The organism is Vibrio mimicus CAIM 602 (assembly GCF_000338875.1).
Classification (GTDB): domain Bacteria; phylum Pseudomonadota; class Gammaproteobacteria; order Enterobacterales; family Vibrionaceae; genus Vibrio; species Vibrio mimicus.
The window spans coordinates 160,981-183,918 of the sequence record NZ_AOMO01000027.1; the positions used below are offsets into that span (position 1 = coordinate 160,981).

Consider the following 22,938-nt stretch of genomic DNA (forward strand, 5'->3'; position numbering starts at 1 on the left):
GTGCGCGAATTATATTGTTCTTGTTGCCTGTTTTCTGGCACAAATTCTCATTTCTAAGATGTTTCACTGGCTAAGTTGGAATGCTTGTCTCGTTGCCGATATGGCGATTCTACCGAAATGATGTTCGGTAACTAATAATGAATCCGTAACCCGGTTGTCTTTGTCCGGAGTCTGTTGCTGCTCAACTAGCTCAGATTCTGTGGGTTGCTGCTGCCGAAATTCAGGCAACGTCACTCTAACTAAAACGAGAATTCAATAATGAACAAGAAACCACTGACACTCCTGATAGCTGGGCTATTGGGAAGCGCACCTGTGTGGGCACAAAGTGAACTCACATTGATCCAGATAGGTGAAAAAACCGTCGAACGTTTGCAATCAATCAAAGCGATGGCCGAACGAGGCGAGGGAGTCTTTGAACGTAATGGTGAACGCTGGATCACCTATAAAGGAATGGAGTATCGGTTAAGTTACAAAAATGACCTTCGATTCCCGTTTCTGCCTTACCAAAATGGTGATGATACACCGTATCGCAATGTCATCGATTTTGTCGATCAGAGCTGGGAATTCATGATGTATGACGGCGGTTTCTACTTGATGAATCGTGAGTTCGGTTCTTTTGACTACGATAAAGGTTGCTTTATTGAGTACATACCTGCGGCACATGGCTCCAAGCGTCCTGATGGGAGTTTCTTTTGGGAGCGTGATGTTATTTATCGCACGGAGGCGTCAGATTGTGGTGCGTTAAGCCGACCGACACTCTCTTCTTTGACGGTTTCTAGCGTCTCCGATCAAGGCGCTTCATTTGACTGGCTGGGGCAAAACGAAACCGATTCAGTGGCATTAACCGTCACCAATCTCAGTGATCAAAGTGATGTACGAAGTTATGACAATGTTTCTGCGGGATTCTTTGTTGGTGGACTTAAACCACAAACACAGTATGAAATTGCCTTGAGTTCCTGCAATCCGGTGGATTGTGCCAAGCCGCAAATGGCTCGATTTACGACGTTGGATGCGCGCGAAGGCTTTGCTGATGAAATCCCAGTTCCTAACCATTTACAAGGTAGCTTAGAGGGAAGTTTAAGCTTTACTCAAACTCATACTTCGGTTGCACCAAACGGCAATGAGCTGACCGGACAAGGGCATCTGGATGTGGTCATGGATCGTGAAGCCATGCTGCTGTTCACCCCACAACTGAGTGAAGAGGTAAACCAAATCCGTGCTGAGGTGTATCTTGAGGGTGAATTAGTTCACAGCACTTTGATGTTGCCACCCAGTGCTTTAGCAGCTGCGGATCAACCGGATAATGGCCGTATGAAAGTGGTGTTCTCACACCATGCGTGGTCGTTGCCTTTGCAGTGGAACTGGATGAAACCGGGTTTATCGCTACGTTTAGTCGATAATTTGGGTCGTGAAGGCGAACTCGCCCAAGGAGAAATCCAGTTTGGTGGCGCGCCTGAACTGGTGATTCAGAATATCGATATGGGTATGCTCACTCAGCCGCGTAACCGCAACACCATGATCCAAAACTTGCCAATCTTGGCCGCAGATTATTTCCAGAAAATTCCAGCGTCTAAATTGGTGATGGCGGATTACACGCCAGCGTATTTCCCTCTGGTCACTCTGCCTAACGGCGTGATTTACACCGATAAAAGCGCGAGTACAGGTGGCTGGCACAGTGGTGATATGCGTGAGGCGATCGGTAAAGCGATGGTTTCTACGGGCATTAACAACGCTAACGTCGGCATTCTGAGCAGTGCTGGGTATTCACAGCAATACAACCGCCGTTTTAACCACATTACCGCGCACACCAACGTAGGTGTGTACACCAAAGAAGGCTCCGATCTTCCTCATGTTGTTGTACATGGCGGCAGCGGTGGTGGTGGTATCGTCACACTGGAAGCCACTACAGGCAATGAATGGTCGCACGAGCTGGGTCACAACTATGGCTTAGGTCACTGGCCGTACATGGCTTCGATTCATGATATGGAATCAGGCTGGGGCTGGGATGCGTTCCACCAACGCTTTATCGGTAACTTACACTGGAAAGGCGATGTGTATACCCAGCAGCAGGGCGATGACATTGTGCCCCCATTCAAAGATGCCTTCAGATTCACGCGTGATGCACAAAACGGTGGTGAAGATGAGAAAGTCGGTACCATTAGCCGTTTTACGCTTGAGCATCCGGCTCAGTCGCGTAAAACACAACGCTGGTTGAACAATGGCTTTAACCTTGATAGCAGCAGTCCAAGCGGCTATGTGCAATGGAATCCATCAACCCAAAGTTACCAAGCGGTGGAAACGAATACTCCAAAGCCACAGCAAACGGGTGTGCCTGTAGTTACTTTACTGGGGATTTATGATCCGCAGAACGAGAAACCAAGCCAGATCTACCCGTTGGTGTACTCTAACTACGGTAACTTGTTTGAACTGCCACAACCTGAGCAGAATCAATATCAGCCAGAAGGTTGGCAAGCGGTCGCGAATCTGACGCAAGATCAGCTTAATAGCGACATTTGGCAAATGCTTAAGATTGATGGTCAGCAACAAAAATTGTGCAAATTCACCTTCCAAGCCGCTAATGGGGACAGTGCTGTGTTTGTGGGGGGAGTTAATCCTGCGACATCACGCTGCGAAGTCAGCAACGATATGAAGTGGCATATCAACGCCAATATGCAGTCTGGTTTGTTCGATTATGAAATGCTATCCAAGTTTGGTCGTGGCCCGGTGACCTATACTCCAAACGCGGAAGTCGGCGAAGTCAGTTTATGTACGCTCAATAAACCAGGGAATGATCACGATGGTGCGGGCTTTGTTGTCGGTAATTACTGTGAGCAGATCTCGGGTGCTATGCACAAACATGGTAAAACGTGGCGCTACGCCATTCGTGGTACAGAAGTGCTGCGTCCTAGCTATGAATCGCAAGGTCAATGCCAATTGAATGTTGAGTTTGCTGGCAGTTTGACACAACAAGTAGCGCTTAGTGCAACTCGTCATAACGCAACGCAAAGCAACAAGTTCCATGTCAACTTATCCATGGAAAAGGGTGTACCGACGCAAGTTAGTTTGAGCTGTTCCGATGTGAATGGTGAAACGGAATTAACTCAGTTTACGCCGGATCAAAATCCACCGCTGGATGAGCTGAAAGGCCCGATCATCATTGGTCAGGAATACGGTTACAGCCAAGTCATCGATATGACCAAAACCTTCGCACAAAATGAGGCATTAGTGAGTACGGATTTTGCCACTATCGCTGAGTTTGATGCTTTTGTGGCTGAGCAGTATGGCCGTGGGATTTTGAATAATGGCGTAACGAAAGCTGAGCGTCGAGCAGGAGCATTGTACGTATTTGCCAACCCAGAGACTGGCACGCGTGATTACTTTGTGATGCGTACGGTTGAAGCGGGTGATTTCCCAACCGATCAAACCAGTAATCAAGGTTGGAAATACCTTGGCTCGGCAGATGACCACGTTAACGTTGCTTTCAACCCAATTAAGCTCAAGAGAGCCGATGGCGTGAGCATTGAAGCACGCGTTAAAAGCTACTTTGGTGTGTCACGCTTGCTGACATGGGACGAGCGCACCTCAACCACTTGGGAAAATGCGCAAGGTGCGGTGTTTGTTGGACAAATCGAGGGTGAAAATCACTACTTTATCCAAAAGCGCCCGGGTGAAGGTGAAGCATTCCCAACGTATGGAGAGTCAAACCAAGATTGGTACTTCCTTGGCAGTGATAGCACCATTCAAGCTTATCTTTCGGAGCTAAATCGTGACTTGGCGAGTTTTGAACGTGCGCTGCTCGAATGGTATCAACAAGATGCGATGGGCGTATGGGGCAGTAATGGTCAGCGTGGCAACGTGAACGACATATACCAATATGGATTCCGTGGCGGTTACCATTACTACCGACTGAAAACCACCAGTTACGGCTATTTCCCTTGGCCAACCGAAAGTAACCCAAGCAACCATCAATGGGAATATTTGGGGCAGTTTTAATCTTATCTTCACCATTTAACCTAATAAAGCCAGTCGAAAAGACTGGCTTTATTTTTGGGCACATATAACCGTTGGTTTACAAGTCGGAGAGAAAACACTATCTTACGCCGCGTTATTTTTATTCAACTGATGATCCAAGGAAACCATGGCTGTTCTAGAGATTCTTACTGCACCCGATCCAAGACTTCGTGTTCAATCCAAACAGGTAACGGACGTTGCTTCAGTGCAAACCTTAATTGATGACCTGCTGGATACCCTGTACGCCACGGACAACGGCATTGGTCTGGCAGCGCCGCAAGTAGGCCGCGAAGAAGCGATTGTGGTGATTGATTTGTCAGACAATCGTGACGAGCCAATGGTGTTGATCAACCCGAAAGTGGTGAGCGGCAGCAATAAAGAGATGGGTCAAGAAGGTTGCCTATCGGTTCCGGACTACTACGCTGATGTGGAGCGTTATACCTCTGTCGTGGTTGAAGCATTGGATCGTGATGGTAAGCCACTGAAAATTGAAAGCAGTGATTTTCTGGCTATTGTGATGCAGCATGAAATCGATCACCTTTCCGGTAATCTGTTCATTGACTATTTGTCACAGCTCAAACAGCAAATGGCGATGAAAAAAGTCAAAAAATATGTGAAGAATCGCGCGCGCTAATCGCAGCATACCGATTGTTTCCAAATAAAAAGGCCGCCAGTTCAACAGGCGGCCTTTTTGATCTTGGTTTGAGCGAATCGTTTAGCGAACAATCAAACCCAGCAAAATACCCACAGCACCAAAGTCAGCATCACTGAAGGTAGTATTGGCAAAGCAAGATCCCCCAAAACGGGCATCAGGAATACAGGCAAGAAGGTGATCAGCAAACCTTGAGCAAAGGCACCGAGAATAGCACCACGACGACCGCCCGTTGCGTTACCAAATACACCTGCCGCCGCACCCACGAAGAAGTGAGGCACAACACCCGGAATAATCACGGTTAAACCCATTACGTACAGCAAGAACATACCGAGCAAACCTGCGGCAAAGCTAGATAGGAAACCGACCAACACCGCATTCGGTGCGTATGGGAATACGACAGGGCAGTCGAGTGCAGGTTTTGCATTGGGTACCAGTTTGTCTGAGATGCCTTTAAACGCTGGGACGATTTCGGCAATCACCATACGCACACCTTGCAAGATGACATACACGCCACCAGCAAAGGTGATGGATTGCATCAGCGCGAACATAAACCAGTGTTTGCCGCCACTCACTTCGCGTACAAAATCACCGCCCGCGAACAAGCAAGTCACCATAAAGATGATGCCCATAGTGAAGGATATCGCTACTGGCGTATCACGCAGGAACAGCAGACCTTTAGGTACGTTCATCTCTTCAGTTGAGTGTGCTTTGTTACCAAATTTACTGCCAATAAAGCCAGCCAACACATAAGAAAGGGTTGAGAAGTGGCCGATCGCGACATCATCAGAACCTGTCACTTGCTTCATGTATTTATGCGCAATGGCAGGGAAGAACACCATCACAGAGCCAACGACTAAGGAACCCAAAGCAATCAGAGGTACACCACTCATTCCGCTGGAAGCGAGGATGGCTGCCACCATCATCGACATAAATAGAGTGTGATGACCAGTGAGGAAAATGAATTTCCAAGGGGTTAAACGGGCGATCAAAATATTCACCAACATAGCGAAGAACATGATCATTGCCATCTCTTTACCAAACGCTTCTTGGGCAATAGAGACAATCGCTTCGTTGTTAGGCACCACACCGGTAATGCCAAAGGCTTGTTGGAAAATAGTGGCGAAATCACCGAGCGAGCTCACCACAAGGCCAGCACCTGCACCAAGAATGATAAAACCGAGAATGGTTTTGACCGTGCCTTTGATGCATTCGGTGACAGGTTTTTTCTGTGCGATCAAACCGATCAGCGCAATCAGCCCCACCAGAACCGCAGGTTCGGATAGAACGTCATTCATTAAGAAATTGAAAAATTCCATAACGCCCCCTTACAGTGCGCCCAACTCTTGAAGTGCCGCAGACAAACGCTCTTTCATCGCGACTTTGTCAACCATGTTCGCCAAGCTCACAATCTTAGGTGTGACTCCAAGGGACTTGAGTTGGTCGGTAATATCGTTGGTGCCGATAAAAATATCGCAATCCGTGCCTTTCGCGCTGCCCAGATCGATATGATCGACCACCGCATCCACATTCAGATCTTTTACGATCGCCTTAATGCTCATTTCCATCATCAGGCTGGTGCCCAAACCATGTCCGCAAACAACCATAATTTTCATCATTCTGTACCTTTTGTTTTCTTGTATATCAGTAGGGGGATAAACAGGAGTTAATAGTTTTTGATGACCGTAAGGACATCTTCGATGGTTTGAGCATTGCAGATTTGCTCTACATGCTCTTCATTCATAAACAGCTCAGCAAGTTTAGCGATAGCGCCTACATGGCTCTCGCTATCGGTTGCTGCAAGCGTTACCAACATTTTGACCGGGTCATTACCTTCAGAATCGAAGTGGACACCTTGTTGGATCACAGTGATTGCCAAAGATAAGCGGTTCACACCATCTTCAGGTCTGGCGTGGGGCATTGCCATGCCGGGTCCTACAACGTAGTAAGGACCTAACTCTTCATGAGAACGAAAAATGGCATCCACATAACGTGGCTCTACGGCTCCGTTATCGATCAGTGCCTGACAGGATTTCTGCACCGCCTCTTTCCAATCTGCTGCGTTGGGGTAGATGCGAATCACGTCTGAGGTAATCAGTTCACTTAACATTAACGTTTTCCAACTTGTCATTTTTGATGGCGCTACTCTAACGATGATCTTGTCAGGAAAAACCGATGCTGATCACAAATGGTAGCGCTAACTGATAGCGCTACCATTATTTGTGATAGCGCTATCATTTCAGCTTATCCAAGGGTTTTCGTATGATGGCTTTACACTTGGATGAGTTACACTCATGCTCATTCCCACGTTGTGGTAAGATGCCGCAGCCTGAAATCCAGCCAAATAGCCAAAGTAGAAATGAGCGAAACTCGCAAAAGAAGAAGCACAGGAAATGTCACCCTAGCTGATGTCGCCAAACAGGCAGGTGTGGGTACGATGACCGTTTCACGCGCGTTAAGAACGCCGGATCTGGTTTCAGAAAAACTCAGAGAAAAAATTCAGCAAGTCGTTGATGAACTCGGTTATATCCCAAACAAAGCCGCAGGTGCTTTGGCTTCCGCCGAAAGTTACTCTATCGCTTTGATTCTGCCGTCATTGGTAGAGAAATCGTGCGCCCATTTTTTGCCGAACTTTCAGCACACGCTCAATAAAGCGGGCTATCAGCTTTTGCTTGGCTACAGTGGTTATTCGGTCGAACAGGAAGAAAAACTGCTCTGTACTTTTTTGGAAGATCGTCCTGCCGGTGTGGTTCTTTTTGGCAGTCACCATAGTGAACGCACGCATCAATTGCTCGGTTCGGCCAATGCCCATGTGTTAGAAATTGCGGAGTTAAACAGCGTACCGCGATACATGAATATCGGCGTCGATTATTTTGATGTTGGCAAAGTGTGTACTCGTCACCTCATTGAGCAAGGCTTTAAAAATATTGGCTTTATTGGGGCGAGGGGAAACCACTCTACACTGCAAAAAAAACTGCATGGTTGGCAAAGTGCCATGATTGAAAGCTATCTCACTCCTGACCATTTCCTTACTACGCATGAGGCACCATCAGCGCAACTTGGGGCTGAAGGCTTGGCGAAATTGCTGCTAAGAGATTCGTCACTCGATGCTTTAGTGTGCAGCCATGAAGAGATTGCGATTGGTGCATTATTTGAATGCCACCGCCGAGTGCTCAAAGTGCCTGGAGATATGGCAATCATCTGCTTGGAAGGTTCAAGTATGGCTGAGCATGCTTTCCCAAGTTTGAGTTGTGCTGAATATGACTATGAAAAGATGGGGAATCGAGCCGCAGAAAAATTACTTCACGCCATCAAAGGTGATCGCTTTGAAGCTGTGACGAATTTGGGCTTTCAGTTAAAACGCCGCGCCAGCACACTCATCAAATAACCTTTTTATCAAAACTGTTTGGGGTCTTTACTTAACTTTACCCTTCTGCGACAGCGCTTTACATTAGGCTTGTTACTCTAAAATAACCTTATTAATAAAGTGGAATTGGGTTATGAGCAGGGTTAAATACACTCTCTGGGTAATGGTTGGCATTGTCACTCTGTTATGGGTACAGGCTGAACCTACACTGTTTGGGTCAACAAACTTGTTCCAGTGGCGATCGGGTTTAGTGCAGTTCTCCGGTATTCTGGCACTCATGCTGATGTCGCTGGCGATGCTGTTAGCCTTGCGTTTACCCTTGATAGAACAATGGACACAAGGGATAGACAAAGGCTATCGCATTCATAAATGGCTTGGGATCTCCGCGCTCTTACTTGGGATCTTCCATTGGCTTGCTTACCATGTGCCTAAGTGGCTCATCTCACTTGAATTGCTGACGAAACCCGCACGCCTTAACGGTTCTGGCCCACATGGCAACCTGTCCGGTTTGGCTTTATGGCTAAAAGAAGCCAAACCTTTGGCGATGGAAATCGGCGAATGGGGCTTTTATGCATTGATTAGCCTGCTGGCTATTTCCCTTTGGTCGGCCATTAAATACAAACCGTTCCGTTTCACTCATCGTATGATGGCCGTTGTTTATTTAGCCGTTGCATTTCACGCTATTGTTTTGCTCAAAAAGGCCTATTGGGGTGAGCCAATTTACTGGCTGACTCTGCTGTTTATCCTCGTAGGTTCATGGGCTGCATTGTATAGTCTGCTGGGTTTGGTTGGTCGGCAGTCTCGCTATCCTGCCCATGTTGAGGCGTTTCATTACTGTTCGCAGAGTAAAACCTTGGATTTAACGATTCAGTTGGATAAGCCGTGGCAAGGTCACAAGGCTGGGCAGTTTGCGTATTTGAGATTTCCCGGAGAAGAGCCGCATCCGTTCACCATCGCTTGTGCTCATCACGGTTCACAGTTGCGCTTTTTGATTAAAGAGTTGGGTGATTTTACAACGGGGTTGCATGAACGCTTGCAAAACGGTGAGCCTTTGGAGGTGGAAGGTCCTTATGGCAAGTTTGATTTTGTGGCTAATCAACCGCAGATTTGGATCGGCGGCGGTGTTGGGATTGCGCCATTTATGGCTGGGCTAGATTGGTTAACGATGGAAAGATCACATCCACATGTGCATCTGTTTTTCTGTTGCCATCAAATTGATCCCAATTTGTGCGCAGAACTTCGCCACAAAGCGCAGTTGGCTGGGGTTTCATTAACCATCATCGATTCGAGTGTTGATCCTCATTTGTCAGCGGATGACATTGCGCGCCGATGTGGAGATTTAAGCCGTTTCGAAATCTATTTCTGTGGGCCAATCGCATTTTCCAATAGCCTGAAAAAAGCGCTTAAACCTTACCGAGTGGATCTATCACGCCAGTTTCATGAAGAACAATTCGTGATGCGCTAGTGCTTTCGATATGGTGCAGTGAGCGGAGGCCAAGATTGACAAGGTCGCTGCTCACTTGTTAACCTCCCGCCATCCTTTCTTCTGGAGATAACGCCAACATGGATATCTAACTTCCTTATTACCGATGATCTTAATTTCATTCGGCTCTTGGAGTTAGTAGGCGTTATTGCATTTCTGTTTGTTCACTGAGTGTGACTCGTTTTATCACATTTTAGGGTGTGCGATTGGCGATGGTTCGCCGGAAAACGCCTATCCCGCGTGGTCGTCTGCTTACTGGCTTCTTTACTTTTCTTTGAACAGTAGAGGGGATCGTTATGCCCATTATTCATGCCCACCAATTAAGTTATCAGTTAGAAAGTGGTGAGTGGCTGTTTCATCCATTTGATTTTCATTTTCCGCAAGGGCGCACCGCCATTGTTGGCCGTAATGGTATCGGTAAATCGGTGTTGCTTCAGTTATTGCTCGATAAGCTAAAACCTACGTCCGGGCATGTGGTGTGCCACGGTCTGGTAGGTTACTACGCTCAGCACACCTCGGATCCCGAAACGGATGTTAGCCTTGCTGAGTTTCTTGGCGTAGCGAAAGCGCTCAATGCGTTACGTGCAATTGAAGCTGGCAGTGTTGAAGCGCAGCATTTTGATGAGTTGGGAGATCAGTGGGACATTGCTGAAACCACTCAAGCGCTGCTGGATGAGCTGCGTATTGCGTTACCTATGGATGCCAACTGTCGTTTTCTCAGCGGCGGGCAATTGGCGGCGCTCAAACTCAAACGCCTGTTTCTGTCGAATTGTGATGCGTTAGTGCTGGATGAACCGAGTAACCATCTCGATCCGATTAGACGCCAATGGCTGATTGACCAGTTGCGACAAGAGGATCGTCCGGTGTTGGTGGTGAGCCATGATAGAGCACTGTTAATGCAGATGGATCGTATTGTCCGGATCACTGCAGAAGGTTTGCATTGGTTCGAAGGAAACTACACCCACTATCAACAGCAGTGGCAGTTTCAGCAAGCTGCCGTGAGCCGACGTGTGAGTCAATTGCAAAATGAGCAGAAAGCGATTGAGCGTGAAATACAAAAGAGTCAGGAAAAAGCGCAAAAACGGGCAAATCAGGGAGTTAAAGCGCTGAAATCGGGTAGCCAACCGAAAATTTTGATGGATATGAAAAAGAACAGTGCCGAGAAAAATCGTTCTGCGGCTTTGGTGAATGCGCAGAACCAGCGCCAGCGAAATCAGCAGCAATTGCAAGGGTTGCAAGATAAGTTAGTGCGAGAGTCGGATCCAAAAGTCTATCTTGCCGATATTGGTAACAGTAAAAAACGCACCTTGCTGAGTGTCGAGAGTTACAGCGCTGATGGGGTTAACCATTCGCCACTTACTCTGCTTCTACGGCAGGGAGAGCATTATCGTCTCTCAGCTCCAAACGGTGGGGGTAAAAGCCGTTTCCTTAAAGCGGTTGCGGGTTTGCATCATCAATACCAAGGCCATATCCAGTGCAACGCCCCTGTGGTGTATCTCGATCAGCATTATGCCCTAGTGGATTTAAACCAGTCACTGCTCGACAATTTGACGGGGTTTTGTGAAGGTTTGACGGCCAATGATGCACGCTTGCTTTTAGCAGGGATCGGTTTTCGAAAAGACACCGTTTATCGACTCGTGAAGCACCTCAGTGGCGGTGAAAAAATGAAACTGGCCATGTTAATGGTCAGCCATGTTGCCAATGAACCTATTTTGTTGCTCGATGAGCCGGATAATCATCTCGATCTTGAATCGAAACAAGCCTTAGCCAAGGCATTGGCGTATTACCAAGGCGCATTGATTCTCGTAAGTCATGATGATTATTTTGTGGCAGAAGCACAGGTAGAAAAATGCTGGAAACTTGAGTAACAAGTGAATAGCGCCCTACTTGAAAATTAAGTGGGGCGTTATCATTTTACCCAGCAAAGGTTGGCAACAAATTGGCCATCGCCATCATATGGAAAACTGCGGTGAGCACACCAAAGATCAGTACAATTCCAAGTGCAGCATTGCCTCCTGGCACCACAAACCCTTGTGCGCCATTGGCGAGAGTGCGCGATTTACGAGCGAGGAGTACAGGGATAATACACGCCCAAATGGTTGCAGCTGCGCCAGCGTAACCAATCGCAATAATGAAGCCGAAAGGGAACAGCAAAGAGAGAATGAGTGGTGGTAAGAAAGTCACCAACCAAGTTTTGGTTCGGCCCTGTTTGCAGTTACTGAATTGGAATAGATCCGCAAGAAAATCAAATACCCCTAAACCAACTCCGATAAAGGAAGACAAAATAGCAGCCATCGAAAAGGCGTTAATGGCTTGTGAGACTTTTTCGGATTCAATCACTGAACCTAGCGCTTTTAAGAGCACATCAACGTTGCCACCTTGTTCAATGACTGGGCCAAATTCAGTACGTGGCAAGTTGCCAAAGATACTGAATAACCAGAGGAAATAAAGGCTCAGGGCAATAACGGTACCCCCTAAAATGGCGTACTTGGCTTTACGTTCTTCACCGTAATAGGCGCGCATGGATGAAACTGAGTGGTGATAACCAAAAGAAGTCAGCGCCACAGGCAGCATAGCCATGGCATAGGGGGCGTATTCACCGCTTTGGTTAAGAGTGTCAAACAGGATGGAGGTTTTCACATTGATCGCTAATCCAGACACCCCAAAGATAAAGCTCAGCACCATAAACACGATCAAGAGGACGGAGATGCGATCAACCGCGCGGGTTGAATGCCAGACGAAGGCTGAAAATACCGCCACAAAAAGCACCGAAGCGAGTTTGCTGTTGATGTTCAGGAGATCCTGCAAAATCAGGCCAGATGATGTGATGTAGGCGTACAGCAGAATTCCGCCAACAAAGTAGACGGTGAGGTTGTTGAACCGGTTGATATGGCTGCCTAGCATGTCTTTGGTCACGGTATTAAACGAGACTCGAAGATCATAGTGCTTAAAGGCTTCAAGCAGCATCCAGCCTGAAAGCGTCATGACTGCCATGGTTAAAGTGAGCGCCAGCATAGACCAGAGAGTCCATGCTCCGGCACCTGCACTGGGGAGTCCAAGCATACCAGCACCTACGCAGACGCTGGCAATAATGCAGGCTCCCCCAAACAGAGAGGGTTGTTTCGACATGATAAAATCCTTGGGTTTCACGTTATTGTTGATTTTGTAGTTATCTTTCTCAGGCCAAAAAAAGGCAGCCTATGCAGGCTGCGCTTTTTTTGAGGTCTTACTCGGCTTTTTCTTTTAAACGAGCGGTGAAGTGGCGTAGCACGGGTGGCTCGTAAGTAAATTCCAATCCTTTGACGTTACGGGCATTGGCTTTCACTTTCTCAAAGGCTTCGATGATGAAATCCATATGCGTTTGGGTATAGGTGGCGCGAGGTATGGTTAAGCGCAGCAACTCCGCAGGACAAGGGTGTTGTTTGCCCGTTGCCGGGTCACGGCCAAGCAGTAAAGAGCCTATTTCTACAGCGCGAATTCCCGCAACTTTGTAGAGTTCACAAGCCAAAGCATGTGCTGGGAATTGATCCGCAGGAATGTGTGGCAGCAGTTTACCTGCATCCACAAATGCAGCGTGGCCGCCTGCTTGTTGGCAAACTACGCCGATGGCTTCTAGGCCGTTAACCAAATATTCCACTTGGTTAATTCGATAAGCGAGCCAATCTTGGCGCATACCATCGTACAGCCCGACAGCTAAACGTTCCATAGCACCGCCTTCTAAGCCGCCATAGGTCGGGAAGCCTTCTTGTACCACACACAGGGTTCGACATTCGGTATAAACATCAAAGAAGCTTTCGTCTTTAAAACAGAGTAAGCCGCCCATTTGCACCATGGCGTCTTTTTTGGCAGACATCGCTAACCCATCGGCGTATTTGTAGGCCTCACGAGTGATCTCTTCAATGCTCCAGTTGCGGTAGTCACGTTCACGTTGCTGAATAAAATACGCATTTTCTGCAAAGCGAGCGGAATCCATGATGACAGGGATTTCATAACGCTGAGCAATCTCATACACAGCTTTTAAGTTAGCAATTGAAACGGGCTGGCCGCCTGCAGAGTTACAAGTGATGGTGCTGACGATGTAAGGCACGTTAGCAGGGCCTGCTTCAAGGATGGCTTGTTCAAGCTTTTCTAAGTCAAAATTGCCTTTGAAATCGGCTTTCACTCCGGTATCAAACGCTTCTTCGGTATACACGTTCTTGGCTACGCAGCAGTTAATTTGGGTATGGCCCTGAGTGGTATCGAAGAAGTAGTTGGAAATGGCCACCATTTTGCTGCGATCTAAGCCTTTTTCTTTCTCACGTTTTTTGATCAGCACCGGAATGTAAATTTGCTCAGCACCGCGCCCTTGGTGTGTTGGAATGGTGTATTCATAGCCAAAAATAGTTTTTACGGCTTTGGCTAGAGCATGGTAACTGCGGCTACCACTGTAAGCTTCATCCCCACGGAACATGGCGGCTTGCATCTCTTGGGTAATAGCGCCTGTGCCGCTATCCGTCAGCAGGTCAATAAATACATCTTCACTATCCAGTAAAAAGGGGTTCATTCCTGCGTTTAAAATTGCCTGCTCACGATATTCACGAGTCGTACGTTTTACTGGCTCAATAACACGGATACGGAATGGTTCAGGTAAATGTTTAAAATTTTCCATAATGGATGTTCCTAAATTTGAAAAATACGGAGCCGTACTAGAAATAATTTAATTTCCTAGCGCTTGAATTTATTGAATATGCTGCTGAGACGTAAAATAATATCAACGTCAGAACAGATGAATTTTTAAATACTTACAGAACTTGAAGTACAATGTTCGAATTATTATTTGTAATGGCTTAATCAAAACCGGATATAAACGAATAATATAAGTAAATAAATAGACTTAATAATTGTCTACAACAGGCAATAAGCTTTACGAAAGCCATACTTCAAGCTTGTAAGAAGGCTGAATAACAAAACAGTATTGCAGTAAGTTGACTGCAAAAACATGCCTAGTCATCCATGCGAGAAGGGATTACGCAGGAAAGAAGAATGCGATTTTATAATCGAGGGTAAACCAAATACTGGAGTTGTTGTGCGTTCTCATAATGTCACCTATTTGAAATGATGCATTTCAAACCCAGATTGATTATGGATGAAATTATTAATTCGTCATCTTCTGGATGATTAAATTGAGAATTTGCTAACAAAAAATAAAATGATGGGTGATAAATCACATTTAATAGGCTATTTATTCCTGCATCAAGATGCAGAGAATCATTTACTTTTCCGTGGCTTGGATTTAGGCTACGCCCCTGATTTATAGAAAGCTTAAAATAACAATGTTTGAAAAAAGGCATCTATTAAAATTGGCACGAATGAAAATGCCATTTGGTAAATATGCAGGACGCATTTTGATTGATTTACCTGAACCCTATTTACTTTGGTTTCAAAAACAAGGGTTTCCGGAAGGTGAGTTGGGCGAATTACTCGAGATCTGTTTAGCCCTTAAAATCGAAGGGCTAGATGCATTAGTGAAACCTCTAAAACAATGACGTCTTAAAAAGTGAAAGCCTACCATTCAATATTGATGGGCGTTCCTGGCAGAACCAAGCTTAGAAACTCATCCATTTCTAAATTGGTTAAAGCAATGCACCCATTGGTCCAGTCAAAACTTTGAATGAAGGCAGGGTCTGCAGTTTCGCCATTTTTCAAACCGTGGATCTTGATGTCTCCTCCCGGACTTACTCCTAATAATGCCGCGTATTGCTCATCCTGCTGATTAGGGTAACTGATATGGATCGAGCGATAGAAATGAGATTCTTGAGTCACGAAGTCTAGGAAGTAATGTCCTTCAGGCGTGCGTTGATCCCCTTCCTGCTGTTTATGCCCTTTCGGTGATTTACCCAGTGCGATGCGATATTCGCGGATCACTTCGTTGCCTTGGAGTAAGTACATACGTCGTTTGGATTTATCCACTTTGACTAAGTCAATTTGTGCAAAGCTAAAATTGGGGAAAAACAGAAGTAGTACCAGCACGGTTGAGAAAAGACGCATAAGGAGTCCACGATTGAATCAAATCGAGCATTATTCTAGCAGATAAAAAGAGAGAAATTTACGGTGCAAGCGTTTATCGGCGATAACTGAACTTTGACTCAATAGTGAGAAATTATTAAAAAAGAGCCGTCTATGGATGCAATAAATGGAAACAGCATCGCAAAAATGCAGGCTGTGCCGAGTATGTAACCAGTTATCAGGAAAAAGTGCGGCAGAGTTAACAGCTAGCAGGATAGCCAATTGATTGCTTATTGCAAAATCAGCCATTATTTTCGGCAAAACTAGTTTATAACGTCAGGCTGTGCATGTTTCCTCGAACCCTATTGAGAAGAGTTACCTCAAGTCGAAATTATCGAATGTTGGCGGATACCAGCTTTGAATATTTAACGACTTTTTTAAAATCACAAGCGGCTGGGATCGTGCGCGCGTCTTCGCCGCAATCTTCAGTGGAGATAGTCTTATCTCATGGAGATTTTGTGGATTTAGAGGCTTATCCAGAAGCATTCTGGGCATGGGCTGCACAGTTTGATACCTCTGATGGCTTAATTCCTTTTGCTATTAACACTTGCCGTTGGGACTATCTGCCGACAATGGGCGGTGAGTCGTTTGTCCTCATGTTGGATAACCACCCAAGGCACCGCACTTATTTGGTTATTCAAGCCGCATGTGCAGAAAACGTGCACTTAACGACGCAATCGGGTGAGCTGGATTTCCTACAACTGATCGCTGCGAAATGGCAATGTTTGCGTGCAGAGATTGAAGCATCGAAAGAATTTAAAAATCGCGATCTACGGGAAGCGAAATACCTTAATGAAATCAGTCAGCGGGAACAGTTCATCGACAATATGAAGTTGGTGCATCAGGTCGCGGTGGAACTGTCTAACCCGGACAATCTTGATGAGCTGCATCGGGCATCCGTGGAGGCCATGCGTCATCGGCTTGGGTTTGATCGTGCTGCGTTTTTATTATTGGATATGAAAAAACGCTGTTTTAGTGGTACGTATGGCACGGATGAACACGGCAAAACGGTCGACGAACATCATACGCAATACGATTTACATCAAGTCGAACCCCAATATCTAGAAGCGTTATCCAATGATGAATGTACGCTTATGGTGGTCGAAGATGCCCCTCTGTACACTGCTGGGCAGGTGGTTGGGCAAGGTTGGAATGGCATGCTGATCTTGCGTGATGGTAATGACACCATAGGCTGGCTCGCGATTGATAACTACATTAACCGCCAACCGATCACGGAATACCAAAAGCAAATGTTGGAGTCGTTCGGCTCACTGCTCGCTCAAATCTATATTCGTAAACGCCAAGAGCAGAATGTACGAATGCTGCACGCCAGCATGGTGGAATTGTCACGCTGTATGACAGTGAGTGAAGTCTGTAAATCTGCCGTGAATTTTGCGATCAACCGGATGGGGATTGATCGTATGGCGGTGTTTCTGACGGATGAAGCCTGTTCATACATTCAAGGGACTTGGGGGACGGACATTCAAGGCAATATTGTGGATGAATCTTACTTTCGGGGTTCGACACATGAAAATGATATCGTTGACCTTGCCAAACTTCATCCCAACGAAGTTGTCTTCAAAGAGGGTGTGCCTATTTATCACGACTGCAAAATTGTCGGTTATGGTTGGACTGCGATGACGATGCTGACTGATAAAGGCACTCCAATCGCCTTCATCGCCGCTGATAATTTGATCAGACGTTCTCCATTGACTTCACAGCTGCGTGAAGTGATCCGCATGTTTGCCTCGAATCTCACGGAAGTGTTAATGCGAGCAAAAGCGCAAGAAGCGATTTCCGTGCTCAATGAAACCTTGGAGCTCGAAGTGCGAAATCGCACTCGCGACTTACAAAAAGCTAACGAAAAACTTGATCTGATGGCGAAGCTAGACCCTCTAACGCGTCTTGGTAATCGCCGCATGTTAGAGCATCTGCTTGAACAGACGTGTGAACAGACAATTAAAGACGTCGTCAATTATGGCGTGATCTTGCTGGATATCGACCACTTTGGGCTATTCAATAATTGTTATGGCCATTTGGAAGGGGATATCGCTTTAATGCGGATTGGAAACATTCTGAGCCGACATGCACAATCTGAGCATGAGCTTTTCTGCCGTATTGGTGGTGAGGAATTCCTATTGCTGATCGCCAACCGTAGTGCGGAAGAAATCCGCTCTCTCGCAGAGAGCATTCGTCACAGTATCGAAGCAGAGAGCATTGACCACTGTGAAAATCCTAATGGTACCGTGCTGACGGTTTCGATTGGCTATGCTGCATCATGCTATAAACCGCGTGAGATTAAGTTTGACCAACTTTATGCCGAAGCGGATAAAGCCTTGTATCGAGCAAAGAGCCAAGGACGAAATCAAGTGGTTGGTGTTATTGTTGAAAATATCGACTGTTTAGAGGCGGAAATGTAGCATTATCCAGCAGATTTCTTATTATTCGGCAAATAACACAAATAAGTGTAGCGTTTCGGAAAAATACGTGTATAGTACATCTCGGCTCTTAGGTAAGAGTTGTTAATGTTAAATTCAGTGAAAGTTCAATCTCAGATCGTTATCGATTTCTCGTTAAACCTGCGTCAACTTTGTCTTGATATACCATTCAATAGCTTTCGTTATCAGCCAAATAAACTCATAGCAAATATACATCAGAGGTTACTATGTCTCAGAAAATGACTGGTTCAGTAAAATGGTTCAACGAAACTAAAGGTTTTGGTTTCATCTCTCAAGACAACGGCGGTCAAGACGTGTTCGTACACTTCAAGTCTATCGTTTCTGAAGGCTTCAAAACTCTGGCTGAAGGTCAGCGTGTAAGCTTCACTGTTGAGCAAGGCAAAAAAGGCCCACAAGCTGCTCAAGTAACTGCGCTGTAATTAGCACAGATTAATTAGAAAAGGGGCGTGGTGTAAACCACGCCCCTTTTTACTTCTCACATCTCAGTTTCAAAAGCTCTTTTCTAGAGCCCTTTCGAGCCGTAAGCAGTCGATACTTTCCTTATCGCGCAGAGCTGTAAGGTTCCTCAATCAATCCGATAAGTAATATTCCACCGTAGTGACCACACGTACATTTTTGATGTATGGGGTATTGTTATCACGATCCGAGATAGAAAACTGCCCTTGAGAGGCTGTTTTAATTTTGCCTAGGGTGCTTTGTGAATCTTTGGCGAACTTCAACGCCACTTCACGTGCTTGCTTAGTCGCTTCTTCGATCATGTCTGGCTTGATGCCATTAAGCCCAGTAAAGCTGAATTCAACGCGGTTGCTGTACGGATCTTGGTTAAAGACGACGCCTTGTTTACCCAACTGACCAATTTCACTGATGATGCTTCGCACTTGTTCCACTTGCTTACTGTAAACGGTCAGAGTTTGTGTCGCTATATAGCGAAACTCTGCACGATCTTCACCGTATTGCTGGGCTTTTTTGTCGATCACAGCGGGGGCAGAAAGCGAAATCGCTGTGCGATCAATTCCCTTCTCGACTAAGAAGCTGGTAATGAGCTGGGTTTGCTGATCTACGGTTTCAAATAAAGATGAAAGCTGATTATCAGCAACCGTAAACTGGATCGGCCAGATCACGGTATCGGCGACGACTTCTCGCTCAGAAAGCCCTTTTACTGTAACGACTCGCTCGTACTCTTTAAATTTCACTGCCATTTGCTGTACCAAAAAGCCTAATGTGGCAAGTCCGATAATCAAACTCAGGCCTAGCACGGTTGCGGCTTTGGTATTCATGTTGGTCATGGTATTCCTCCCATTGTTGACCCTTAGCCTTTGTGACACGAAGCTGTATTTGCATTGACTGCAACTCCACGCATTTTGCTGATAAATTACTCCTGCTGTGAGTAACAAGCTATCCCCAAGCTATGTGAATTTGCACCAATATCATAACGGGGCTAACTCCGAGGGCTTGTGGTTATTCGCTTTTCGCTGTTGTTTCTGCTTGGCTACAATCCAATTTTTTAATTCACTGAAGTCTGGTTTTTGTGGTGTCTCAGAGTAACAAGCTTGTTGCAACTTCAGTAAAAGCCCGGCTAGTACTTGCTGCTCGTCCTTATCCAGTGTGACTTCGTTTTGCCAAGCGCGCACAGCTTGGCTGAGAACCAAAAGATCCTGCCGCTCAATTGCTAACATAAGAGCTTGATAGGTTGATGATGGAACCCATTGAGTCGGATCTACTTTAGGTTGTTGAGTTCGTGCTCTCCACTGAATGAGGGCAATGATACTGCTCGCAAGCCACAGCAAAGCAAAAAGCAGGGTCAGATAGGGCCAATAGCCTGCATCTGTCACTGTTTTAACGTCGGGAGTCGTTGGTTGCGCTGTTGGAGTAGGCAAGAGCGGTGTTTCTTGGCTTGGTTGTACTTGCAAGGTGAGCCCCGATACCTGGCTCATTTGTTCTTGCTGAGTCTGGGTATTCCACCAACGCAGACTCACTTCAGGTAACGTTACTTCCCCTGCTTGGCGTGGGATCAGTACCTGTTTTAGGGTCATTACGGTATCGCCATTATCCAAGGTGGTAAATTGTGGCTTTTCCGCATACACACTGATGCTGTCAGGATAATGGATGTTGAAATTGGGCAATTGTTGCTGAGTCAAACCACTAACTTGTAAACGCAGCTCTCGTGTAATTGCGTGGCCGACCTGAGTGGTGTATTGGCTTTGTGATTCCAGCGTTTCTTGTTCATCTTGCCAGCTTTGAGTCAAGCTCAGTTTTGGGGTAGGAAGCCAGAAACCCTGATAGTCGGCAGGTTTCTCTAACACTTTTATTGCATAAGTCTTAGGTTGAGTGAGCAGGGGAATCAAACGTGTGTTGCCGCTGTACTGATTCCCGTACAGTAACGCCCCCTTAAGTACAGGTTCACTTAAGGTGAAATCACCTGCTTGCTCTGCCGTGATCCGAAACGTTTGCTCGACAATTGTAACTTCGACGCCATTAAGCACACTGGGATACTGTTTGGGTTCACTAGCCGATTCAATACGCATTCCATCAACTTTCGGAGGTGTAATGTTTGGATCGCGTAAACGGCGTACGTCCTCTTTAATAATCAACTGCGCGTGAAATAGGGCACTTTCATCGGGATAAAGCTGAGTGCGTTCGATTTTGCTGCGCACTTCCACGAGATCTTCTTGCGCAGGTTGGCGTTCATCTTCGGTGACTTGAATGGCGATTGGCGCTGTCTGGGCATTACCCAACTGAAAACTTGGAATGGTGATAATCCCGGTTCTTTGTGCTGCGATTGCCACTGTCCATTCACTACGTTGTGAGTAATTGCCGTTAATAATGTTGGTTGAAGAAGCAAAGCTTGGTTGACCAACAAAGAAATCAGGTTCGAGTTGGGAAAAATCGAGTGCATCGGAAGCCGCCTTATCACTGCTTACCACTCGTAATTGGATCACTTCATTCTTGACCACTTTATTCTTGCTGACACTGGCCACTAAATTGGCTGCTTGTGTGGGTAGTACGAGTAGGCTCGAAAGTAGAGCGAGCCATAAAAACGCGGATTGAAGTACAGATTGCATCTTTACCATGGCTGGTCGGTTTCCGTTGGTTGAGGTTTGCTTTTCGCTTGCAGAATAAATTGTGCACGCAGTAGCGTGCTAGGATCTCGAGCACTTTCGACTTGCTCTAATTTGCGCAGCATTGGGTCGAGATTTTGATCCGTTGTTGACGTCAACGCTTCTGTTTTTTCGGATGCATTTTGCTCATCGGTCTTTTTATCTGCTTGGCTGACACGGCTTTGTTTTTGTTGTTCACTTTGCGCTGACGATTGTTCTGCGCTGGTAGAGTGCTCTGATTTTGATTCTGCTTGATCTTTCTCGTCAGCTTTGGGTTGAGCGCGGTTTTGCTCGCTCTGATTTTGAGCTAGATCAGGTTGCCCTTCCGTTTGAGGATTCGTCTCTTCACCCTTGTTTGTGTTGGGTGGATTTACAGATGATTTTTCTTGCTGCGCTTGACCAGAGGAATCAGATAAAGAATCCTGCTGTTGCTGTTGCTGTTGCTGTTGCTGTTGCTGTTGCTGTTGCTGTTGCTGTTGCTGTTGCTGTTGCTCGGCCTTGTTAACCACTTGCAGATTGTGTAACGCATCTTGATGGTTAGGTTCTTTCTCCAATACCTGCTCGTACAAACTGCGCGCTTTTGATAAATCCCCAGCTTGCGCGTAAGCATTCGCTAAGTTGTATTGCGTATCCAAATCCGGGTTGTCTACTTGGGAGTAAGCATCAATCGCGCCTTGGTAATCTCCGGCATTATAGCGAGCAGCGCCTTGCCATCTCGGGTCGCTGAATCCTTCTGCGGCTTGAGAATATTGTTTAGATTCGAAATCTCGCATTGCTTGTTGATCCTGATTCAACCATGGTGATGCCCAAGCATGTTGGTTCGGTAGGCTTGTGCCAATAAGCAACGCCACAGTGAATAATGCGCCACGACGAAACATGAACAATGCTGCGATGATCAAAGGCAATATCAGCCAATAACCGTTGTTGACTCTTTCCTTAATCGCTTGGCGTGAAGATTGCTCGCCAATTTCGGTGGGTTGCTGGGTTATACGCAAAATCTGCTCAATATCTGCACCGTCGGCACGGTAAGCGGTCAATACACCATTGATGCTTTGTGAAAGCTGCTGGAATTGATCAAAGGCGGTTTTTGCAATCACGGTCTGACCTTGTCGATCTTTCAGCAGGCTGCCATCACTCAACGTAATTGGTGCGCCACTGGGAGTGCCCAGTGCGAGTAAAACCAGTCGCCACTCGCTGCCTTGTAACTGCTGAGTTATTTTTTCTCGCTCGCTACGGCCGAGATCATCCGCGATCAGAATCAAATCCCCTTGTTGATGGCCAGCTTGCTGCAACATCGAAATCGCTAGGCTAACGGCATTCGCCGCATTAGCCCCTTGATAGGGCATGATCTCGGGTGACAGGTTGGGGATTAAATTGGCGAGTGTTGCAGTGTCACTGGTCAGTGGGCTTACCACATAGGCATCCGCAGCGTAGGCAACCAAACCTGTAGTGCCTTCTTGCCAGCCTTTGAGCAGATCGAGCGCTTTATAACGAGCTTGAGTTAGACGGTTGGGTGCGAGATCCGTGGCGTACATCGAACGCGACATATCCATCATTAACACTCGCGCAGCACTGTTTTGTACACTGGGTCGCTCGGCTGATTGCCAACTTGGGCCAGCCAGAGCCAGTGTCGCAAACAACCAAACAAGTGCGAGAAGCCAACTGAGATGACGGAAAGACGAAGTATGAATACCCATAGCCTGCGCAAGATGAGGTGCGATCAAACTGCGCTTGTTTTGGCGCAGACCCAGCCATAATGCCAACATCAATAGCGGTGCGAGCAACCATAGCCAGTGTGGATAGAGAAAAATCAATGGTGCCAT

Annotated in this window: 17 protein-coding genes and 1 pseudogene; 8 read left to right on the forward strand and 10 right to left on the reverse strand. The window is 46.5% G+C overall.

Annotated features, from left to right (window positions below; genetic code table 11):
* Nucleotides 1-258 precede the first annotated feature (258 nt).
* Both D908_RS11345 and def read left to right on the forward strand, forming a co-directional pair.
* Nucleotides 259-3,993 (forward strand): M66 family metalloprotease, encoded by a 3,735-nt coding sequence (locus D908_RS11345; RefSeq protein WP_005524067.1) that lies wholly within the window; start codon nucleotides 259-261, stop codon nucleotides 3,991-3,993.
* Nucleotides 3,994-4,138: 145 nt separating this feature from the next.
* On the forward strand, nucleotides 4,139-4,645 hold the full coding sequence (gene def / locus D908_RS11340; protein WP_005524069.1) for a peptide deformylase: 507 nt from the start codon (nucleotides 4,139-4,141) through the stop codon (nucleotides 4,643-4,645).
* 81 nt (nucleotides 4,646-4,726) lie between these two features.
* On the opposite strand, the pseudogene D908_RS11335 reads toward def, so the two are convergent.
* From D908_RS11335 to D908_RS11325, 3 genes and pseudogenes are all read right to left on the reverse strand, one after another.
* A pseudogene (locus D908_RS11335) lies at nucleotides 4,727-5,982 on the reverse strand (PTS ascorbate transporter subunit IIC).
* Between the two features lie 9 nt (nucleotides 5,983-5,991).
* Nucleotides 5,992-6,279 carry a PTS sugar transporter subunit IIB gene (locus D908_RS11330; protein WP_000700029.1) on the reverse strand — a complete coding sequence of 96 codons (288 nt, stop codon included), beginning with the start codon at nucleotides 6,277-6,279 and terminating at the stop codon, nucleotides 5,992-5,994.
* A 50-nt stretch (nucleotides 6,280-6,329) separates the two neighbouring features.
* Nucleotides 6,330-6,773, reverse strand: coding sequence for a PTS sugar transporter subunit IIA (locus D908_RS11325; RefSeq protein ID WP_000947728.1), 444 nt, complete (start codon nucleotides 6,771-6,773; stop codon nucleotides 6,330-6,332).
* Between the two features lie 249 nt (nucleotides 6,774-7,022).
* Here D908_RS11325 and D908_RS11320 point away from each other — a divergent pair, with 249 nt between their 5' ends.
* The 3 genes from D908_RS11320 (at nucleotide 7,023) to D908_RS11310 (ending at nucleotide 11,381) form a co-directional block, all read left to right on the forward strand.
* A complete protein-coding gene (locus D908_RS11320) occupies nucleotides 7,023-8,051 on the forward strand; it encodes a LacI family DNA-binding transcriptional regulator (RefSeq protein WP_032467578.1) in 1,029 nt (342 codons plus the stop codon).
* 112 nt (nucleotides 8,052-8,163) lie between these two features.
* Nucleotides 8,164-9,495: a ferredoxin reductase family protein gene (locus D908_RS11315; RefSeq protein WP_005524074.1), complete on the forward strand. Its 1,332-nt coding sequence runs from the start codon at nucleotides 8,164-8,166 to the stop codon at nucleotides 9,493-9,495.
* A gap of 314 nt (nucleotides 9,496-9,809) precedes the next feature.
* Complete coding sequence (locus D908_RS11310) at nucleotides 9,810-11,381, forward strand: ATP-binding cassette domain-containing protein (protein WP_005524075.1); 1,572 nt, start codon at nucleotides 9,810-9,812, stop codon at nucleotides 11,379-11,381.
* 46 nt (nucleotides 11,382-11,427) lie between these two features.
* On the opposite strand, the gene D908_RS11305 is transcribed toward D908_RS11310, so the two are convergent.
* From D908_RS11305 to tnaC, 3 genes are all read right to left on the reverse strand, one after another.
* Nucleotides 11,428-12,642, reverse strand: a complete 1,215-nt coding sequence (locus tag D908_RS11305; protein WP_005524076.1) for an aromatic amino acid transporter — start codon at nucleotides 12,640-12,642, stop codon at nucleotides 11,428-11,430.
* 97 nt (nucleotides 12,643-12,739) lie between these two features.
* A complete protein-coding gene (gene tnaA, locus D908_RS11300) occupies nucleotides 12,740-14,161 on the reverse strand; it encodes a tryptophanase (RefSeq protein ID WP_000427060.1) in 1,422 nt (473 codons plus the stop codon).
* Nucleotides 14,162-14,518: 357 nt separating this feature from the next.
* Nucleotides 14,519-14,590 carry a tryptophanase leader peptide gene (gene tnaC, locus D908_RS23190; protein ID WP_071908331.1) on the reverse strand — a complete coding sequence of 24 codons (72 nt, stop codon included), beginning with the start codon at nucleotides 14,588-14,590 and terminating at the stop codon, nucleotides 14,519-14,521.
* A 235-nt stretch (nucleotides 14,591-14,825) separates the two neighbouring features.
* Here tnaC and D908_RS11295 point away from each other — a divergent pair, with 235 nt between their 5' ends.
* Complete coding sequence (locus D908_RS11295; RefSeq protein WP_005524077.1) at nucleotides 14,826-15,038, forward strand: DUF3820 family protein; 213 nt, start codon at nucleotides 14,826-14,828, stop codon at nucleotides 15,036-15,038.
* Between the two features lie 19 nt (nucleotides 15,039-15,057).
* Here the strand turns inward: D908_RS11295 and D908_RS11290 are convergent, their stop codons facing one another.
* Nucleotides 15,058-15,540, reverse strand: a complete 483-nt coding sequence (locus D908_RS11290; protein ID WP_001236303.1) for a L,D-transpeptidase family protein — start codon at nucleotides 15,538-15,540, stop codon at nucleotides 15,058-15,060.
* Between the two features lie 356 nt (nucleotides 15,541-15,896).
* Here D908_RS11290 and D908_RS11285 point away from each other — a divergent pair, with 356 nt between their 5' ends.
* Nucleotides 15,897-17,978: a GGDEF domain-containing protein gene (locus tag D908_RS11285; protein WP_005524078.1), complete on the forward strand. Its 2,082-nt coding sequence runs from the start codon at nucleotides 15,897-15,899 to the stop codon at nucleotides 17,976-17,978.
* Nucleotides 17,979-18,223: 245 nt separating this feature from the next.
* Nucleotides 18,224-18,436: a transcription antiterminator/RNA stability regulator CspE gene (gene cspE, locus D908_RS11280; protein WP_000078819.1), complete on the forward strand. Its 213-nt coding sequence runs from the start codon at nucleotides 18,224-18,226 to the stop codon at nucleotides 18,434-18,436.
* A gap of 150 nt (nucleotides 18,437-18,586) precedes the next feature.
* Here cspE and D908_RS11275 read toward each other — a convergent pair whose 3' ends face one another.
* From D908_RS11275 to D908_RS11265, 3 genes are all read right to left on the reverse strand, one after another.
* A complete protein-coding gene (locus tag D908_RS11275; protein ID WP_000183591.1) occupies nucleotides 18,587-19,303 on the reverse strand; it encodes an SIMPL domain-containing protein in 717 nt (238 codons plus the stop codon).
* A gap of 141 nt (nucleotides 19,304-19,444) precedes the next feature.
* Entirely contained in the window at nucleotides 19,445-21,088 is a 1,644-nt protein-coding gene (locus D908_RS11270; protein WP_005524079.1) for a BatD family protein, read from the reverse strand.
* Nucleotides 21,082-22,938, reverse strand: coding sequence for a VWA domain-containing protein (locus D908_RS11265; protein ID WP_005524080.1), 1,857 nt, complete (start codon nucleotides 22,936-22,938; stop codon nucleotides 21,082-21,084). The genes D908_RS11270 and D908_RS11265 overlap by 7 nt, the downstream gene beginning before the upstream one ends.

What these genes read in the sequence shown, in the direction of transcription:
- tnaA (WP_000427060.1), bottom strand. Translation starts at nt 14,161, where the DNA reads ATGGAAAATTTTAAACATTTACCTGAACCATTCCGTATCCGTGTTATT.
- cspE (WP_000078819.1), top strand. Translation starts at nt 18,224, where the DNA reads ATGTCTCAGAAAATGACTGGTTCAGTAAAATGGTTCAACGAAACTAAA.
- D908_RS11270 (WP_005524079.1), bottom strand. Translation starts at nt 21,088, where the DNA reads ATGGTAAAGATGCAATCTGTACTTCAATCCGCGTTTTTATGGCTCGCT.
- D908_RS11320 (WP_032467578.1), top strand. Translation starts at nt 7,023, where the DNA reads ATGAGCGAAACTCGCAAAAGAAGAAGCACAGGAAATGTCACCCTAGCT.
- def (WP_005524069.1), top strand. Translation starts at nt 4,139, where the DNA reads ATGGCTGTTCTAGAGATTCTTACTGCACCCGATCCAAGACTTCGTGTT.
- D908_RS11290 (WP_001236303.1), bottom strand. Translation starts at nt 15,540, where the DNA reads ATGCGTCTTTTCTCAACCGTGCTGGTACTACTTCTGTTTTTCCCCAAT.
- D908_RS11325 (WP_000947728.1), bottom strand. Translation starts at nt 6,773, where the DNA reads ATGTTAAGTGAACTGATTACCTCAGACGTGATTCGCATCTACCCCAAC.
- D908_RS11310 (WP_005524075.1), top strand. Translation starts at nt 9,810, where the DNA reads ATGCCCATTATTCATGCCCACCAATTAAGTTATCAGTTAGAAAGTGGT.
- D908_RS11265 (WP_005524080.1), bottom strand. Translation starts at nt 22,938, where the DNA reads ATGGCACCATTGATTTTTCTCTATCCACACTGGCTATGGTTGCTCGCA.
- D908_RS11275 (WP_000183591.1), bottom strand. Translation starts at nt 19,303, where the DNA reads ATGACCAACATGAATACCAAAGCCGCAACCGTGCTAGGCCTGAGTTTG.
- D908_RS11315 (WP_005524074.1), top strand. Translation starts at nt 8,164, where the DNA reads ATGAGCAGGGTTAAATACACTCTCTGGGTAATGGTTGGCATTGTCACT.
- D908_RS11295 (WP_005524077.1), top strand. Translation starts at nt 14,826, where the DNA reads ATGTTTGAAAAAAGGCATCTATTAAAATTGGCACGAATGAAAATGCCA.
- D908_RS11330 (WP_000700029.1), bottom strand. Translation starts at nt 6,279, where the DNA reads ATGAAAATTATGGTTGTTTGCGGACATGGTTTGGGCACCAGCCTGATG.
- D908_RS11285 (WP_005524078.1), top strand. Translation starts at nt 15,897, where the DNA reads ATGTTGGCGGATACCAGCTTTGAATATTTAACGACTTTTTTAAAATCA.
- D908_RS11305 (WP_005524076.1), bottom strand. Translation starts at nt 12,642, where the DNA reads ATGTCGAAACAACCCTCTCTGTTTGGGGGAGCCTGCATTATTGCCAGC.
- D908_RS11345 (WP_005524067.1), top strand. Translation starts at nt 259, where the DNA reads ATGAACAAGAAACCACTGACACTCCTGATAGCTGGGCTATTGGGAAGC.